Annotated in this window: 15 protein-coding genes; 6 read left to right on the top strand and 9 right to left on the bottom strand. The window is 72.1% G+C overall.

What is annotated here, in order from left to right; genetic code table 11:
• Positions 1-100: 100 nt before the first annotated feature.
• On the top strand, positions 101-604 hold the full coding sequence (locus tag AB0B85_RS16850) for a levansucrase (protein WP_357408117.1): 504 nt from the start codon (positions 101-103) through the stop codon (positions 602-604).
• Positions 605-676: 72 nt separating this feature from the next.
• Here AB0B85_RS16850 and AB0B85_RS16845 read toward each other — a convergent pair whose 3' ends face one another.
• From AB0B85_RS16845 to AB0B85_RS16825, 5 genes are all read right to left on the bottom strand, one after another.
• Entirely contained in the window at positions 677-1504 is an 828-nt protein-coding gene (locus tag AB0B85_RS16845; RefSeq protein WP_357408115.1) for a hypothetical protein, read from the bottom strand.
• Between the two features lie 169 nt (positions 1505-1673).
• Complete coding sequence (locus AB0B85_RS16840) at positions 1674-3734, bottom strand: 3-hydroxyacyl-CoA dehydrogenase NAD-binding domain-containing protein (RefSeq protein ID WP_357408113.1); 2061 nt, start codon at positions 3732-3734, stop codon at positions 1674-1676.
• Positions 3731-4924, bottom strand: a complete 1194-nt coding sequence (locus tag AB0B85_RS16835; RefSeq protein WP_357408111.1) for a thiolase family protein — start codon at positions 4922-4924, stop codon at positions 3731-3733. Before AB0B85_RS16835 ends, AB0B85_RS16840 begins: the two co-directional genes overlap by 4 nt.
• Positions 4925-5252: 328 nt before the next feature.
• Positions 5253-6584, bottom strand: coding sequence for a ribonuclease D (locus AB0B85_RS16830; RefSeq protein WP_357408109.1), 1332 nt, complete (start codon positions 6582-6584; stop codon positions 5253-5255).
• Positions 6585-6761: 177 nt separating this feature from the next.
• The gene (locus AB0B85_RS16825; protein WP_357408107.1) at positions 6762-7334 is read right to left on the bottom strand and encodes a DUF3000 domain-containing protein; all 573 of its coding nucleotides are present in this window, start codon (positions 7332-7334) and stop codon (positions 6762-6764) included.
• Between the two features lie 136 nt (positions 7335-7470).
• Between AB0B85_RS16825 and hemE the strand changes: the two genes are divergently transcribed.
• From hemE to hemQ, 3 genes are read left to right on the top strand one after another with little or no spacing between them, the layout of a single operon-like run.
• Positions 7471-8568, top strand: a complete 1098-nt coding sequence (gene hemE / locus AB0B85_RS16820; RefSeq protein WP_357408104.1) for a uroporphyrinogen decarboxylase — start codon at positions 7471-7473, stop codon at positions 8566-8568.
• 4 nt (positions 8569-8572) lie between these two features.
• The gene (hemG, locus tag AB0B85_RS16815) at positions 8573-9985 is read left to right on the top strand and encodes a protoporphyrinogen oxidase (RefSeq protein ID WP_357408102.1); all 1413 of its coding nucleotides are present in this window, start codon (positions 8573-8575) and stop codon (positions 9983-9985) included.
• A complete protein-coding gene (gene hemQ, locus AB0B85_RS16810; RefSeq protein ID WP_357408100.1) occupies positions 9982-10683 on the top strand; it encodes a hydrogen peroxide-dependent heme synthase in 702 nt (233 codons plus the stop codon). The genes hemG and hemQ overlap by 4 nt, the downstream gene beginning before the upstream one ends.
• Positions 10684-10734: 51 nt before the next feature.
• On the opposite strand, the gene AB0B85_RS16805 is transcribed toward hemQ, so the two are convergent.
• The 4 genes from AB0B85_RS16805 to AB0B85_RS16790 form a co-directional block, all read right to left on the bottom strand.
• Complete coding sequence (locus AB0B85_RS16805) at positions 10735-11856, bottom strand: lytic polysaccharide monooxygenase (protein ID WP_357408098.1); 1122 nt, start codon at positions 11854-11856, stop codon at positions 10735-10737.
• A gap of 118 nt (positions 11857-11974) precedes the next feature.
• On the bottom strand, positions 11975-12430 hold the full coding sequence (locus AB0B85_RS16800) for a GNAT family N-acetyltransferase (protein WP_357408096.1): 456 nt from the start codon (positions 12428-12430) through the stop codon (positions 11975-11977).
• An 18-nt stretch (positions 12431-12448) separates the two neighbouring features.
• Positions 12449-13390 carry an EamA family transporter gene (locus AB0B85_RS16795; RefSeq protein ID WP_357408094.1) on the bottom strand — a complete coding sequence of 314 codons (942 nt, stop codon included), beginning with the start codon at positions 13388-13390 and terminating at the stop codon, positions 12449-12451.
• A gap of 290 nt (positions 13391-13680) precedes the next feature.
• A complete protein-coding gene (locus AB0B85_RS16790; RefSeq protein ID WP_355051720.1) occupies positions 13681-13941 on the bottom strand; it encodes a Prokaryotic metallothionein in 261 nt (86 codons plus the stop codon).
• Positions 13942-14096: 155 nt separating this feature from the next.
• On the opposite strand from AB0B85_RS16790, the gene AB0B85_RS16785 reads away from it, so the two are divergent.
• Entirely contained in the window at positions 14097-14372 is a 276-nt protein-coding gene (locus tag AB0B85_RS16785) for a glycoside hydrolase (protein ID WP_357408092.1), read from the top strand.
• A gap of 109 nt (positions 14373-14481) precedes the next feature.
• A complete protein-coding gene (locus tag AB0B85_RS16780) occupies positions 14482-15225 on the top strand; it encodes a lytic polysaccharide monooxygenase (protein WP_357408090.1) in 744 nt (247 codons plus the stop codon).
• The last annotated feature ends 55 nt before the right edge of the window (positions 15226-15280 follow it).

The following is a 15280-nucleotide window of genomic DNA, read 5'->3' as shown; positions in this document are numbered from 1 at the left end:
GCGCTGTCCGCCGCCACTGATGATCAACAGGGGCGGCGCGACCGGCTGCCGTGGTGTTAGATGAGCGGCCACGGCAGCCAGACGAAGGATGTGTGGGCAGATGGACACGACGGGGACCGAGCCGGTACGGGCGTACCTCACCGCGACCGGCGAGCGGCTTCGCGCCGACGGTTGTGAGGTGCGGACCGAGGACTGGGGCGGCGTACCGGTGCTGATCGGCCACCGGGGCGATTTCCGGATGCGGTGGATGGCGACCAAGCTGCACCTGTTCACGGTGGCCGCGCCGGCGACGCTTGTCACGGCGGACGCCCTGCAGCGGTTCACCGCCACGGCGATGGACTACGTCCTGGCCCGCAAGGGGCAGCTGCGTGGCTTCCAGAACGGCGTGGCGGTGTTTCCCGCCCTGGTCGGCACCCAGGTCGAGCCGGCGGCCGCGGCGTGGGCACAGGGGGGTCAGCAGGTGAAGTTTGCAGCGGTGGCCCGACCGGTGGCGGTGGAGGTCGGCAGCGGCACGGCCAGCGCCTACCGCGGCAACCCGGTGCTCGGCTTCATCTACGCGGCCCACCTGCGCAGCAAGCTGAACGCGTACTTCCCGGTCGCCTGAGCGGTCCGGGTCGGACGGCGTGGGGCCCCGGCCACCCTGGGGTGGCCGGGGCCCCGGCCGTCCGACGGCTCGTCAGCGCTGCTCGACCTGGCCCCGGATGGTGACGAACTCGGCCTCCACCTGCTTGGCGGTCTTGAAGTAGACCACCACCATGCCCACGCTGCCGCGGTCGGCCCAGACGCACACGCCCAGCTGGATGTTCCCGGCGGCCTTGCCGTCGCCGCACTTCGCGTCGCCGCCGAGCGGGCCGGCCTCGACCACCGCCATGTTCGTCACGTTCAGCTCGGTGGAGAGCCCGGCGACAGCGGTGTCCAACTCCTTCTTGGGGTCCGTCATCAGACCGGACGCGGCGGCGATCATGACGAGGTCCTGCTTGATCGGGTCGCCGTAGAAGGCGCCGACAGTGCTCGTCTCGCCCTGCACCTCCGCCTTCATGTTGTTGACCAGATCATCGGCGGCCGCCTGCAACTGCGGGTCGGTGACCTTCGGCCGACCGGCCAGGGTCGCCGGCGCGACAACCCGGGTCTTGGTGGCGTCCACGGCCTCGCTCACCGGCCCCTTGAGAGCGAACCAGGCGACCGCCGCGCCGCCGAGGCAGAGCACCAGCACCACTGCCAACACGATCAGCACGATCTTGCCGACGTTCGACTTCTTCGCCGGAGGCGGACCGGCGGGCAGGTACGGCTGACCCGGCTGCGCGGGCGGGAACCCCTGCTGCTGCGGCGGCGGCCACCCACCGGGCTGCTGCGGCTGCCCCGGGTACTGCGGCTGCGGCTGGCCCGGATACTGCGACTGGCCCGGGTACTGCGGCTGGCCCGGGTACTGCGGCTGGCCTGGCTGCTGCGGCGGGTTGGGGGAGTCGTGCGGCGGGCCGTACGGGGTGGCCGGCGGCTGTGACATCAGTTAGCTCCAAGTCAGGGGTGCAAAGCGCGTGATCCTAACCCGGTGCGGCGACCGGTGATGTCCCTCGCGGGGAACGCCCCGGACGGCCGAGTGATCACAAACGGTCGCGGTGGTCGGCCATCCACGCGGGACGGTCCGACCACCGCGACGGTGGGCTGCGTGCTTCTCAGGCCGGCAGGCTCGCCACCCCGGTCGGCAGGAACCGCTTACCGGTGACCCGCTCGGAGGTGCCGGTGCGGTCCAGGTAGGGCGTCACACCACCCAGGTGGAACGGCCAGCCGGCACCCAGGATCATGCACAGGTCGATGTCCTGCGCCTCGGCGACCACGCCCTCGTCCAGCATCAGCCGGATCTCCTGCGCGAGCGCGTCGAGCGCGTTCTGGCGTACCTGCTCGGCGGTCAACGGCTGGTCACCGACGACGAGCAGCTTGGCCACCTCGTCGTTCACCTGGTCGTCGACCACGATCGGCTGCCCGGAGTCGGCGATCCGCTTGAGGTTCTCGCTGACACCGAACCGGTCCGGGTACGCCGCGTGCAGGGTCCCACCCACGTGGTACGCCACGGCCGGCCCGACCAGCTGCAGCAGTGCCAGCGGGCGCATCGGCAGGCCCAGCGGGTCCAGTGCGCTGTTCGCCACGTCCAGCGGGGTGCCGGCGTCGACGGCCGCGAAGACGGTGCCCAGGAAGCGGGTGAGCAGCCGGTTCACCACGAACGCCGGGGCGTCCTTGACCAGCACGCTCGACTTCTTGAGCTGCTTGCCGACAGCGAACGCGGTGGCCAGCGTGGCGTCGTCGGTGCGCTCACCGCGGACGATCTCCAACAGCGGCAGCACGGCGACCGGGTTGAAGAAGTGGAAGCCGACAACCCGCTCCGGGTGCTCCAGCTCGGCGGCCATCTCGGTGATCGACAGCGAGCTGGTGTTGGTGGCGAGCACCGCCTCCGGGGAGACGATCTTCTCCAACTCGGCCCAGACCTGCTTCTTGACGCCCAGGTCCTCGAAGACCGCCTCGATGACGAAGTCGGCGTCGGCGAAGGCGCTCTTGTCGACGGTGCCGCTGACCAGGCCGTACAGCTTGGCGGCGGTGCCCTTGTCCATCCGGCCCTTGGTGACGGCCTTCTCGATCTGGGTGTGCACGTAGCCGATGCCCTTGTCCACCCGGGACTGGTCCAGGTCGCTCATCACGACCGGCACCTGCAGGCGGCGGGCGAACAGCAGCGCCAACTGACTGGCCATCAGGCCCGCGCCGACGATGCCGACCTTGGTGATCGGTCGGGCCAGCCCCTTGTCCGGTGCGCCGGCCGGCCGCTTGGCCCGCCGCTGCACCAGGTCGAAGGCGTACAGGCCGCTACGCAGCTCCGCGGAGAAGATCAGGTCCGCGAGGGCCTCGTCCTCGGCGGCGGTGCCGGCGGCGAAGTCGCCGTCCTTCGCCATCTCCAGCAGGTCGAGGGCCTTGTTCGCGGCCGGGACCGCACCGTGCAGGCGCTGGTTCAGCGTCTCCCGGGCGAAGTAGAGCACGCCCGCCCACATGTCCTTGTCGACCTCGGGACGGGTCACCGTCACCCGACCGCGCACCACGTCGGCTGCCCACTCCAGGGACCGTTCCAGGAAGTCGGCCGGCTCCAGCAGTACGTCCGCGATGCCCAGCTCAGCGGCCTGCTTCGGCTTGAGCATCTTGTTCTGCATCAGCGGGTTCTGGATGATCACCTGGGTCGCGGCAGGGATGCCGATCAGGTTCGGCAGCAGTTGGGTGCCACCCCAGCCGGGCACCAGACCGAGGGAGACCTCGGGCAGCGCGAGGGCGCTCGCCCCACCGGAGAGCGTCCGGTAGTGGCAGTGCAGCGCCAACTCCAGGCCACCGCCCATCGCCGCGCCGTTGACGAACGCGAAGGTGGGGACCGTGCTGTCCTTGAGCCGGGCGAAGACCCGGTGACCGAGCCGGCCGATCTCCAGCGCCTGCGCGCGGTCGGCGAGCTGCGGCAGGCCCAGGATGTCCGCGCCCACCGAGAAGATGTACGGCTTGCCGGTGACCGCGACGAACGCCGGGTCGGCGGCGAGCGCGGCGGTGATCGCCTCGTCCAGGCTGACCAACCCACCCGGGCCGAAGGTGTTGGGCTTGGTGTGGTCGAAGCCGTTGTCGAGCGTGATCAGGGCGGCCGGGCGGTCCAGCCCCGGTACGTTCACCTGACGCAGCAGCGCCCTGGTGACGACCTCGTTCGGTGCCTTCACTTGTCGCCCTCCCAGTGCGGGTTCTCCCAGATCACGGTGCCGCCCATGCCGATGCCGATGCACATCGCGGTCACGCCGTAGCGGACCTCGGGGTGCTCGGCGAACTGGCGGGCGAGCTGCGTCATCAGCCGTACACCCGACGACGCGAGGGGATGGCCGATGGCGATCGCACCGCCCCACGGGTTGACCCGGGGGTCGTCGTCGGCGATGCCGAAGTGGTCGAGGAAGGCGAGCACCTGCACGGCGAACGCCTCGTTCAGCTCGAACAGGCCGATGTCGTCGATGGTCAGGCCGGCGAGACGCAGTGCCTTCTCCGTGGACGGGATCGGGCCGACGCCCATCACCTCCGGCTCCACCCCGACGAAACCGAACGACACCAGCCGCATGGCTACCGGCAGGCCCAGCTCGCGGGCGGTGGCCTCGTCGGCGAGCAGGCTCGCTGTGGCACCGTCGTTCAGGCCCGCCGCGTTACCCGCGGTGACCTTGCCGTGCGGGCGGAACGGGGTCTTCAGGGTGGCGAGCTTCTCCAGCGAGGTGTCCCGCGGGGCCTCGTCCACGGTGGCCAGGCCCCAGCCACCCTCCTCGTCGCGGATCGACATCGGCACCAGGTCGTCCTGGAGTTTGCCGTTGGCGTACGCCTTGGCGGTCTTCTGCTGCGAGGCGAGCGCGAACGCGTCGGTGCGCGCCTTGGTGATGTGCGGGACCAGGTCGTGCAGGTTCTCCGCGGTGGCGCCCATCACCAGCGCGGACGGGTCGACGAGCTTCTCCGCGATGATGCGCGGGTTGGGGTCGACGCCCTCGCCCATCGGGTGGTGTCCCATGTGCTCGACGCCGCCGGCGATGGCGACGTCGTACGCGCCCATGGCGATGCCGCTGGCCACGGTGGTCACGGCGGTCATCGCACCGGCACACATCCGGTCGATGGCGAAGCCCGGGACGGTCTTGGGCAGGCCGGCCAACAGGGCGGCGGTGCGGCCGATGGTGAGGCCCTGGTCGCCGATCTGGGTGGTGGCCGCGATGGCGACCTCCTCGACCCGCTCCGGGGGCAGCTGCGGGTTGCGCCGCAGCAGCTCACGGATACAGCGGATCACCAGGTCGTCGGCGCGGGTGTTGGCGTACATGCCACCCGCCTTGCCGAACGGGGTACGGACGCCGTCGACGAAGACGACATCCCGAACTTCACGGGGCACTTGGGCCTCCTTCTCGACCATCATTCGGCTTCCGCGCCGCCGGGCGGCGCTCCGGGCCGAACAGCTGTCGGCCGGCACGGGCACGTTCCATCGAATGCTACTCGCCAGTAACCAAGCCCGTCCCAACCCCCCGCTGTGGCCCACCCCACACCCCATCCCACCCGCGCCCTCCCACCGCGCGCTCCCACCCCGCCCCCGCGTGCGTCGCGCGCCCGCCCTCGCCCTCCGTTGATCATGAAGTTGTTGTCGCGACACGCCGATGCGGGTGGCAACAACTTCATGATCAACCGGCGGGGGCGGGTCGGTGGGGGGTGGGTCGGTGGTGGGGTTAGGGGAGGGTGGGGGGTGGAGGGGTCAGGGCTTCGGTGAGGTCGGGGGTTAGGAGGCCGATCTGCCATTCGCGGGCGTTGAGGCCACGCAGGGTTTCCGCGACCGTCTCCTCGGTGAGCACCTCCGGCGGGGTCCAGGCCAGCCGACGGATCGAATCCGGGGTGATCAGGTTTTCCGGCGGGAGGTTGTGCGCACCGGCGATGCGGATCACCACCTCCCGGCAGCGGGCCAGTCGACCGGCCGCCACCGGGTCGCGTTCGGCCCAACGGTGCGGCGGGGGCGGGCCCTCCACCGCCGGGGCGACCGGGAGCGAGTCGTCCGGCAGTTGCCGGGCGTCGTCGAGGGCGGCGAGCCAGGTGCGGGCCAACCGACGAACCGACCGACCACCGAAACCGGGCAGGGTCAGCAGGGTCTTCTCGTCCTTCGGGTCCAACTCGGCAGCCGCGATGATCGCCGAGTCGGGCAACACCCGGCCGGGCGCGGCGTCCCGCCGGGAAGCGATCTGGTCCCGGGCGTACCACATCGAGCGGACCCGGGCCTGGGCCCGCGCTCCGCGCAGCCGGTGGATGCCGGAGGTACGCCGCCAGGGCTCCGCCCGGACCCGCGGCGGGCGCGCCCCGGTGCGAACCAGCGCGGCGAACTCCTCCGCGGCCCAGGCCGACTTGCCCTGTCGGGTCAGCTCGGCGTCGAGCGCGTCGCGCAGGTCGGTGAGCAGCTCCACGTCGAGGGCCGCGTACGTCAGCCACGACTCGGGCAGCGGTCGGCTCGACCAGTCGGCGGCCGAGTGGTGCTTCTCCAGGGTGAACCCCAGCAACTGCTCGGTGAGCGCGGCCAGCCCGACCCGCTCGAAGCCCGCCAGCCGGGCCGCCAGCTCCGTGTCGAACAGCCGGCGCGGGCGCAGCCCCACCTCGGCCAGGCAGGGCAGATCCTGGCTGGCCGCATGGAGCACCCACTCGGCGTCCCCGATCGCCGCGTCAAGCGCGCTGAGGTCCGGCAGTGGCAGCGGGTCGATGAGCGCCGTACCCGCGCCGGCCCGGCGTAGCTGCACCAGATAGGCGCGCTGGCTGTAGCGGTAGCCGGAGGCGCGCTCGGCGTCCAGGGCGACGGGGCCGCTGCCCGCCGCGAAGCGGGCCACGACCTCGGCAAGCTCGGCCGGGGCGGCCACCGGATCGGGGGTGCCGTCACGCGGGGCGGTAAGCGGAACGGGCCCACCGTCGGTCGGGTCGACCCCGTCGTCCGCCGGCTGCGGCTGGGCCGACGGCGGTTGCTGGGGTGCGGTTCCCGGGAGTGCTTCGGCGGGCCGACGGCGCTGGGGTGGTTCGTCGGTCACCTGCCAACCCTAGTGCGCGCGGTGAACCGGCGGGTGCAGCCGGTCCGGCGTGTGACGGTCAGGTGTCCACGAGGTGTCCCCGTGGATACCGGACGTTCCAGCGGACAAAGCCCGTTCGTGCTGCTAGGTGCCATCGAACCGCGTCCTCCCGTGACCGCCCGCCCCTGACCGGTGCGATCAGGCTGCGCCGGCCGCCCGGCGGTCGGACAGGGCGGTGACCCCCGGTGGGGGCAGGCCAGCCGTGGAGGCGAGCAGCGTGCACCAGCCGAGCAGGTGCGGGGTCAGCTCGTCGTCGACGGGCGTCCACGAGGCGCGGATCTCGATGTCGCCGACGGTCGGTGGGCCGGCGAGGTCACCGAACCGGGTCGACATGGTCTGTGTCACAGTGCCGCCGATCGCCCGGTGGCCGGCACCCTGGGCGTCCAACGCGTCGGTAAGCCACGTCCAGCCGACACCGGGCAGCAGCGGGTCGGCGGCCAGGTCGACCTCCAACTCGGCGGTCACGTAGGTGACCAACCGCAGGGTGCCCTGCCACGCCTCGTGGCCGACGGGGTTGTGCAGCAGGATCAACCGGCCGGTCGCCACCTCGTCGCCGTCGCGCAGCACTGTCGCGGAGAGCGCGAACGCGTACGGGGCCAGCCGCTGGGGGGCACCGACCTCCTCCAGCGTGATCTCCGGCCGGGGGGTCGCCGATCGCAACCCGGCGACCGCGCGGGCGAACGTCTCCGGGAGCGCGATCGGGGGGGCCATGTCCGCAGCCTATGCCGCAGTCGGCCGCCGGCTTCGACGGCGCGCCGACACCCGTGCGCCGCCGGAGGCCCTCAGCTGTCGCTCTTCCCTTCACCCCAGGTGGGGTGGGGGTGGTGGGCGTGGCACGATTGCGGCGATGACCACGGACACCACGGGCACTGTCGCCCGAGACGGAGAACCCCGCCCCGGCGGACCGGCCGACTCGCCCTTCGTCAGGGCCTGCCAGCGCCGGCCCGGCCCGCACACCCCGGTCTGGTTCATGCGCCAGGCGGGCCGCTCGCTGCCGGAATACCGGGAGATCCGGGCGTCCGTGCCGATGCTCGAGTCCTGCCGCCGCCCGGAGTTGGTCACCGAGATCACGCTCCAGCCGGTGCGCCGGCACGGCGTGGACGCCGCGATCCTGTTCAGCGACATCGTGGTGCCGGTCGCGGCGGCCGGTGTCGACCTGGACATCGTGCCGGGCACCGGCCCGGTGGTCGCCGAGCCGGTCCGCACCGTCGCCGACGTCGAGCGGATCCGCCCCATCACCCGCGACGACGTCCCGTACGTGGACGAGGCCGTCCGGCAACTGGTGTCCGAGCTGGGCGACACCCCGCTCATCGGTTTCGCCGGTGCGCCGTTCACCCTGGCCAGCTACCTGGTCGAGGGTGGGCCGTCGCGGACCCACGCGAAGACCAAGGCCCTGATGTACGGCAACCCGGAGCTGTGGCACACGCTCTGCGGCCGGCTGGCCGAGATGACGCTCGCCTTCCTGCGGGTGCAGATCGAGGCCGGCGTGTCGGCCGTGCAGCTGTTCGACTCGTGGGCGGGCGCGTTGTCCGAGGCCGACTACCGCCGTTACGTGCTGCCGCACTCCAGCGCCGTGCTGAGCGGGCTGGCTGACGCCGGGGTGCCGCGGATCCACTTCGGGGTGGGCACCGCCGAACTGCTCGGCGCGATGGGCGAGGCCGGCGCGGACGTGGTCGGCGTCGACTGGCGTACCCCGCTGGACGTGGCCACCCACCGGATCGGCCCGGACAAGGCGGTGCAGGGCAACCTGGACCCGGCCGTGCTGTTCGCGCCGTGGCCGGTGGTCGAGGCCGAGGTGCGCCGCATCCTGGAGCAGGGCAGGGCGGCCCCCGGGCACGTGTTCAACCTCGGCCACGGGGTGCTGCCGGAGACCGACCCGGAGGTGTTGACCCGGGTGGTCGCGCTGGTGCACGAGCTTTCCAGCCGCCGGGCCGACCAGGGCTGACACGGTGACGCGGCAGCCCTGGCGGGTGGCGGTGGTCGGCGGCGGGATCGCCGGGTTGGCCGCCGCGGTCCGCCTGCGCGACCACGCACCGGCCGGCACCGAGATCACCGTGTACGAGCAGTCCGGCGCGCTGGGCGGCAAGCTCCGTACCGGAGAGCTGGCCGGCCAGCCTGTGGAGTTCGGAGCCGAGTCGTTCCTGATGCGGGACCCGGCCGGGGCGGAGTCCGCAGCGGTGGCCCTGATCCGGCGGCTCGGGTTGGCCGACCGGATCGTGCACCCGACGGTGGGCCAGGCCGCGCTCGTCATCGACGGTGGGCTGCGCCCCATCCCGGGCGGCACCCTGGTGGGCGTACCCGGGGATCTGGATCGGGTGACAGCGGTCGCCCGCCCGGCCGCGGACGCCGACACCGACGACGGGCGGCCACTCGTCGGACCGGACGCGGACGTCGCGGTGGGCGCGCTGGTCCGGTCCCGGTTCGGCGACGAGGTGGTCGAGCGGCTTGTCGACCCGATGCTGGGCGGCGTGTACGCGGGCCGCGCCGACGATCTCTCCCTGGTCACGACGATGCCGGCGCTGGCCCGTGCGGCCCGGGTGGAGCACACCCTGACCGGCGCGGTCCGGGCCGCACAGGCCGCCGCGCCGCGCGCTCCCGGCGCTCCGGTCTTCGGCACCCTGGTCGGTGGGCTGGGCACCCTGGTCGAGGCCGCCGTGGCAGCCAGCGGCGCGACGGTACGGCGGGACGCCGCCGTCCGCGAGGTGACCCGGACCGAGACAGGTTGGCGGCTCACCGTCGGCCCGACCCGGGACCCCGAGTTGGTGGACGTGGACGCCGTGGTGCTGGCGGTGCCGGCGCGACCGGCGGCCCGGCTGCTCGCGGGCCCGGCCCCGGCGGCCGCGGCGGTTGTCGGGGAGTTGGACTACGCGAGCGTCGCGCTTGTCACGCTGGCGCTACCCGAACCGCGACTGCCCGAGTTGTCCGGCTTTCTGGTGCCCAGCACCGAGGGCCTGCTGACCAAGGCGGCGACCTTCTTCACCACCAAGTGGGGGCACCTGCGCCGGCCGGACGGGGTGGCGTTGGTGCGCGCCTCGGTCGGCCGCTATGGCGAGGAGGCACATCTGCAACGCCCCGACGCGGACCTGGCGGCCACCGTGCACCGGGAGCTGTCGGCGGTGCTCGGCACCCCGTTGCCCGCCCCGGTCCACGGTCACGTGCAGCGGTGGGGCGGGGCGCTGCCGCAGTACACCCCCGGGCACGCCGACCGGGTCGCCACCGCCCGGGCGGCGCTACGGGCCGCGTGCCCCACAGTGGTCCTGGCCGGCGCCGGTTACGACGGCGTCGGCATTCCGATCTGCGTCCGCTCCGGCGAGACGGCGGCCGACGAGATCATCACAGCACTTGGAGGATCGGCGAGATGACCGAGCAGACAAACGCGGCCCGGCTGCGGGAGCTGAACGACAGCATCCGCTACACCATGTGGTCGGTGTTCCGGGCCAGCGCCCCGCTGCCGTCGCTGCGCGACAACGTCACAGGTGAGGTCGAGTCCCTCTTCGAGGAGCTGGCCGGCAAGGACGTGGTGGTCCGCGGCGTGTACGACGTCGCCGGCCTGCGCGCCGACGCCGACGTGATGATCTGGTGGCACTCCGCGTCGAGCGACGCGCTGCAGGACGCGTACCTGCGGTTCCGCCGCACCACGCTGGGGCGGGCGCTGACCCCGGTCTGGTCGCAGATGGCGCTGCACCGGCCGGCCGAGTTCAACAAGAGCCACATCCCGGCGTTCCTGGCCGGCGAGGAGGCCCGCCCCTACATCTGCGTGTACCCGTTCATCCGCTCCTACGAGTGGTACCTGCTGCCCGACGCCGAGCGGCGCGAGATGCTGGCCGAGCACGGCAAGATGGCCCGCGGCTACCCGGACGTACGCGCCAACACGGTGGCCTCGTTCGCGCTTGGCGACTACGAGTGGATGCTCGCCTTCGAGGCGGACGAGCTGCACCGGATCGTCGACCTGATGCGGGACCTGCGCGCCTCCGGCGCCCGCCGGCACGTCCGTGAGGAGGTCCCGTTCTACACGGGCCGCCGCCGCTCGGTCGCCGAGATCGTCAACTGCCTGGTCTGACGCCCGCCGGCCGGCGCCGCACCCCCGCCCGGGTGCGGCACCGGCCGGGGATCAACTGGTCGTCGTGCAGGAGACCAGCGGAACCGGGTTGCTGCCGTTCCACGAGCCGAGGAATCCGAACGTGGTGCTCGCGCCGGCGGCGAGGGTGCCGTTGTGGTTGGCGTTGCGGGCGGTGACCAGCGTGCCGTTGGTGCTGACCGTCGCGTTCCACGACGAGGTGACCTGCTGGCCGTTGTTGTAGTTCCAGCTCACCGACCAGCCTCGGGTGGGCGAGCCGCCCGCTGTCACCTTCACCTCGGCCTGGAAGCCGCCGGACCACTGGCCGGTGACCTGGTACGTCGCCGAGCAGGCCCCAGCCGGCGGCGGGGTGGTCGGCGGCGGGGTGGTGGGCGGCGGGGTGGTCGGCGGAGGAGTGGTGGGCGGGGGCGTGGTGGGCGGCGGGGTCGTCGGCGGCGGCGTCGTCGGGTTGCTCGTGCCCCCGAAGGTGACGTCGCTGCACAGGTAGTACGACTGGTCCAGGTGGCTGGCCTGCCAGACGGTGTAGACGATGTGCCGTCCGGTGCGCCCGGACGCGTTCACCGGGATCTGGATGGAGACGCCACCGGTGTCCGGGTTCCACTGGGAGGCCGGAGTGTTACCGATCTGACCGGCCAACTCCAGGTCGTCCCAGCCGAGCGGCTCGGTGAGCGCGTCGAAGCCCTGCTTGGTCACGTACACCCGGATGTAGTCGGCGCCGTGACTGGCCTGGTCGAAGAAGCGCAGCCGGAAGTTGTTCGACACCGATGTGGTCTTCCACGCGCCGATGGTGTCCAACGAGTTGTAGCGCGGGCTCTGGGTGCGCCCGCCGCTGCACAGTTGGCCGTTCGGGACGGCGGCCTGGTGGTTACCGCCCACGCCCTCGCGGAACAGGCCGTTCCAGTTCCACATGGCGGCCGGGTCGGCCTGCCAGGCCTGCCAGCACATCGGGTCTTCAGTGGCCATCCGAGGGTTCTGGAAGTCGCCACCCCAACGTTGCCAACAGCTGTAGTTGCGCGAGGGCGGGTCGACGACCGACCCGTGCGCCGAGGCAGGCTGGGCCTGCATGGTGTTCAGTGCGGTCGTCAACAGGAGCGTGCTGGTCGCCGCGATGGCGAGCAACCAGAGCACGCGTCGTGATCGGGTGAGAGTGGACATGGAGCCCCCGGGGGGATGAGGTCGGACGACGACACCCGGATCGACGGGAGTTGCCCACTCCCGCGCCTAGTCGCTGGCTCCTGCGACGTTTCTACCCGGAACCATGCCAGTTAGATCGTCACCCGTCAATGACGTCGCGGCGCATCGGGGTGTGCGGAATGCCGTCCTCGACGTACTCCGGGCCGCTCAGCGCGAAGCCGTGCCGGGTGTAGAAGGCGACCAGGTGCGACTGGGCCTCCAGCACGCAGGACCGGTTGCCCACCACCTCCAGCGCCGCGCTCATCAGCCGGCCGGCGTGCCCGCCGCCGCGCGCCTGCGGGGCGACCACCACCCGACCGATCCGGGCGGTGCCGTCCGGGTCGACCAGGATCCGCAGGTACGCCAGCGGCGGGCCGCCGTCGGTCAGCCAGAGATGCCGGGTGCCCGGCTCCACGTCGCGTCCGTCGAGTTCCGGGTAGGGGCAGTGCTGTTCGACAACGAACACGTCGATGCGCAGTTTGAGCAGGTCGTGGAAGGTGCGGGCGTTGAGGTCGGCGAAGGACGCCGTCCGGAGTTCGGTGGTCTGCTGGGGCACCCACCGATGGTAGGCCCGTCAGGGATTGTCCGGCCGTGGTGCCAGGTAGGTGGCGGCCACGGCGGTGAGCAACAGCACGCCGCCGACGATGACCGGCAGCGGGAGTGGCTCGTGCAGCAGCGCCACCGCCAGCGCCGCGGCGGTGAGCGGTTCGAGCAGGGTCAGCACGGCGGCGACGCTGCCCGGGGTGGTACGCAGCCCGGCGTGGAACAACGCGTACGCCAGTGCGGTGGTGACCACGCCGAGGTGCAGCAGCAGGGTCACGGTGTCCAGGCGTACCGGCACGCCGACCCCGGCGACAACTGCGAACGGCGCGAGGGTCAGCGCACCGACCACTGTGGACACGGTGGTGAGCGTCATCGGTGTGGTGTGCTGCGAGACGTTCCGGCTGATCAGGGTGGTCACCGCGTACCCGAGGCCGGAGCCGGCCCCGGCGAGCAGGCCGAACAGTGGCGCGGGCGCCGCAGCGCTCGGGTCGGCGGTGGCGCCGGTGATCAGGGCGAGACCGACCACGGCCGCGACAAGGGTGCCCAGTCGCAGCGGGCCGGGCAGGCGTCGGGCGCGCACCGACTCCCAGGCCGCGGCGAGCACCGGGGCCAGGCCCAGGCTGACGACGGTGGCGACGCTGACCCCGGACCACGCCACCGCGGCGAAGTAGAGCGCCTGGTAGAGGCCGAGACCGAGGCCGGTGAGCAGCAGCGGTACGGGTGCCGCGCGCAGGGCGGACCGGAGTGTGCCGAGCCGGCCGACGGTGCACAGCAGGAGCACCAGCGCGGCGATCGCGAGACGATGGAACCCGATGCTCACCGGGCTGAGCCCGGTGCTGTCGCGCAGGAGTTGCACCGCCACGCCGGTGGTGCCCCACAGCACGCCGGTGACGGTGATCTGGATCAGGCCGGTGCGGGCCGGACTGGCGGCAGTGGCCGAGGCGGCCGACGGCACGGTACGGGTAAGGGACACGGAGGCGCTCCGATGGGTGAGCCGTTGACGGGGACGACGTCGACGGAGCGCGTACGGAAAGGGGCCGAGCCGGGTCGGTCACCCGGTCGGCGAGGGCACGGCGCTCCGGTCAGGAGCGCGGTGGGGGAAGAACACCCAGCGGTGGCCGCATGGCGACGACCGTACCGCAGGACGGTGGGACCGGGCGCGGCCTTTCTGGCCCGCGCGGCCAGGCCGGCGGTCGGGCCGGGCGGTCAGGTCGGGCCGGCGGTCAGGCCGGGCGGCCGGGCCGGGCCGGGCCGGATGGACGGTCAGGCCGGGCGGGCGCCGACGGCGTCGCGGATCTCGGCGCCCTCGGCGCCCTCGACCGCGCGGGCGCAGTGTCCGCAACAGAAGAAGCGGCCGTTGACCTCCACGCCGTGCCCGACGATCTTCACCTGGCAGTGCTCGCAGATCGGTGCCATCCGGTGGATCGCGCACTCGAACGAGTCGAAGGTGTGCACGTCGCCGCTGACCGTGTGCACCTCGAACGCCATCCAGTAGTCGTTGCCGCAGACCTCGCACGTGGCCATGGTCAACCTCCCTATTACGACATCCGACTCAGAATGCCCGCAATGCGGACGCACCTGCACCGAAATGCCGTTCTTCGGCGGTCAGGGCGGCGTGTCGGCTTCGGCGTGTTGTGCGTTGTGCCAGGTGAACCGCCGCAACCCCCGGAAGGGCCACAGTGATCAAGCGCAACAAGCTCTTCGGCAACCAGACCCGGGTGACCTTCTGTCTTCCCCGGGATTCCCCGCCCGGTCCGGTGAGCGTCGTCGGCTCCTTCAACGACTGGGAGCCGGGTCGACACGAGTTGGTGGTCCGCCGCGACGGCATGCGGACGGTCACCGTGAAGCTGCCGCCGGGGGAGTACGTGTTTCGATACCTCGCCGCCGGCGGCGTCTGGTTGGACGACGAGTCGGCCGACCGGGTCGACGACCGGGGCAGCCTGCTCCGCCTCTGACGGCAGAGTCGTCGCCATCGATTGATTTATTGATGGGAGTCTTTACTGTTAACAATGTTTAAATTATGTTGGGGGGCAATCACCGGACCCTGGAGAAGGAGCCGCCCCGATGCGTCGAAGAATCACCATCCCGCTGGTGGCGGCCGGTGCTGTCGCCGCCACCCTCACCGTCGCCGCCCCCGCGCAGGCGCACGGCTACGTCTCCGCACCGCCCAGCCGGCAGGCGCTCTGCGCTCAGGGCCGGGTGCCCGACTGCGGGCAGATCAGGTACGAGCCGCAGAGCGTCGAGGGGCCCAAGGGTCTGCGCAGCTGCAACGCCGGCATCGCCCAGTTCGCCGTCCTCAACGACGACAGCCGGGGCTGGCCGGCCACCTCGGTCGGCACTTCGCTGACCTTCACCTGGGTGAACACCGCCCGCCACGCCACAAGCAACTGGGAATACTGGATCGGCAACACCCGGGTCGGTGTGGTCAACGGCAACGGCCAGCAGCCGGGCGCGACCGTCTCGCACACCGTCAACCTGGGCGGCTTCTCCGGACGGCAGAAGATCCTCGCGGTGTGGAACATCTCCGACACCGCCAACGCCTTCTACTCCTGCATCGATGTGCAGATCGGCGGCGGAGGCGGGCCGGCCCCCACCCCCACGCCGAGCGCCTCACCCACCCCACGGCCCACCCCGACCGTCAGCCCGAGCACGACGCCCGCCCCGGGCGGCAGCTGGACGCCCGGCCGCGCGTACCAGGTCGGTGACCAGGTCACCTTCGACGGACGGACGTACCGCTGCCGGCAGGCCCACACGGCGATCCTCGGCTGGGAGCCGCCGAACGTACCGGCGCTCTGGTTGCAGGTCTGACCGCCCGGGTGTGGCCACCTGTCGCACCCGTGTCGCCGTCCCCACGTGAACGGAG

The sequence above is a fragment of the Micromonospora sp. NPDC049044 genome (genome assembly GCF_040649215.1).
Classification (GTDB): domain Bacteria; phylum Actinomycetota; class Actinomycetes; order Mycobacteriales; family Micromonosporaceae; genus Micromonospora.
Note: the sequence above shows the minus strand (reverse complement) of the source record. Positions and strands in the feature narration are given on the sequence as shown.

Excerpts from the sequence above, each read along its gene's own strand:
- AB0B85_RS16850 (WP_357408117.1), top strand. The coding sequence starts at position 101 with ATGGACACGACGGGGACCGAGCCGGTACGGGCGTACCTCACCGCGACC.
- AB0B85_RS16845 (WP_357408115.1), bottom strand. The coding sequence starts at position 1,504 with ATGTCACAGCCGCCGGCCACCCCGTACGGCCCGCCGCACGACTCCCCC.
- AB0B85_RS16825 (WP_357408107.1), bottom strand. The coding sequence starts at position 7,334 with ATGGCCCCCCCGATCGCGCTCCCGGAGACGTTCGCCCGCGCGGTCGCC.
- hemE (WP_357408104.1), top strand. The coding sequence starts at position 7,471 with ATGACCACGGACACCACGGGCACTGTCGCCCGAGACGGAGAACCCCGC.
- hemQ (WP_357408100.1), top strand. The coding sequence starts at position 9,982 with ATGACCGAGCAGACAAACGCGGCCCGGCTGCGGGAGCTGAACGACAGC.
- AB0B85_RS16805 (WP_357408098.1), bottom strand. The coding sequence starts at position 11,856 with ATGTCCACTCTCACCCGATCACGACGCGTGCTCTGGTTGCTCGCCATC.
- AB0B85_RS16790 (WP_355051720.1), bottom strand. The coding sequence starts at position 13,941 with ATGGCCACGTGCGAGGTCTGCGGCAACGACTACTGGATGGCGTTCGAG.
- AB0B85_RS16780 (WP_357408090.1), top strand. The coding sequence starts at position 14,482 with ATGCGTCGAAGAATCACCATCCCGCTGGTGGCGGCCGGTGCTGTCGCC.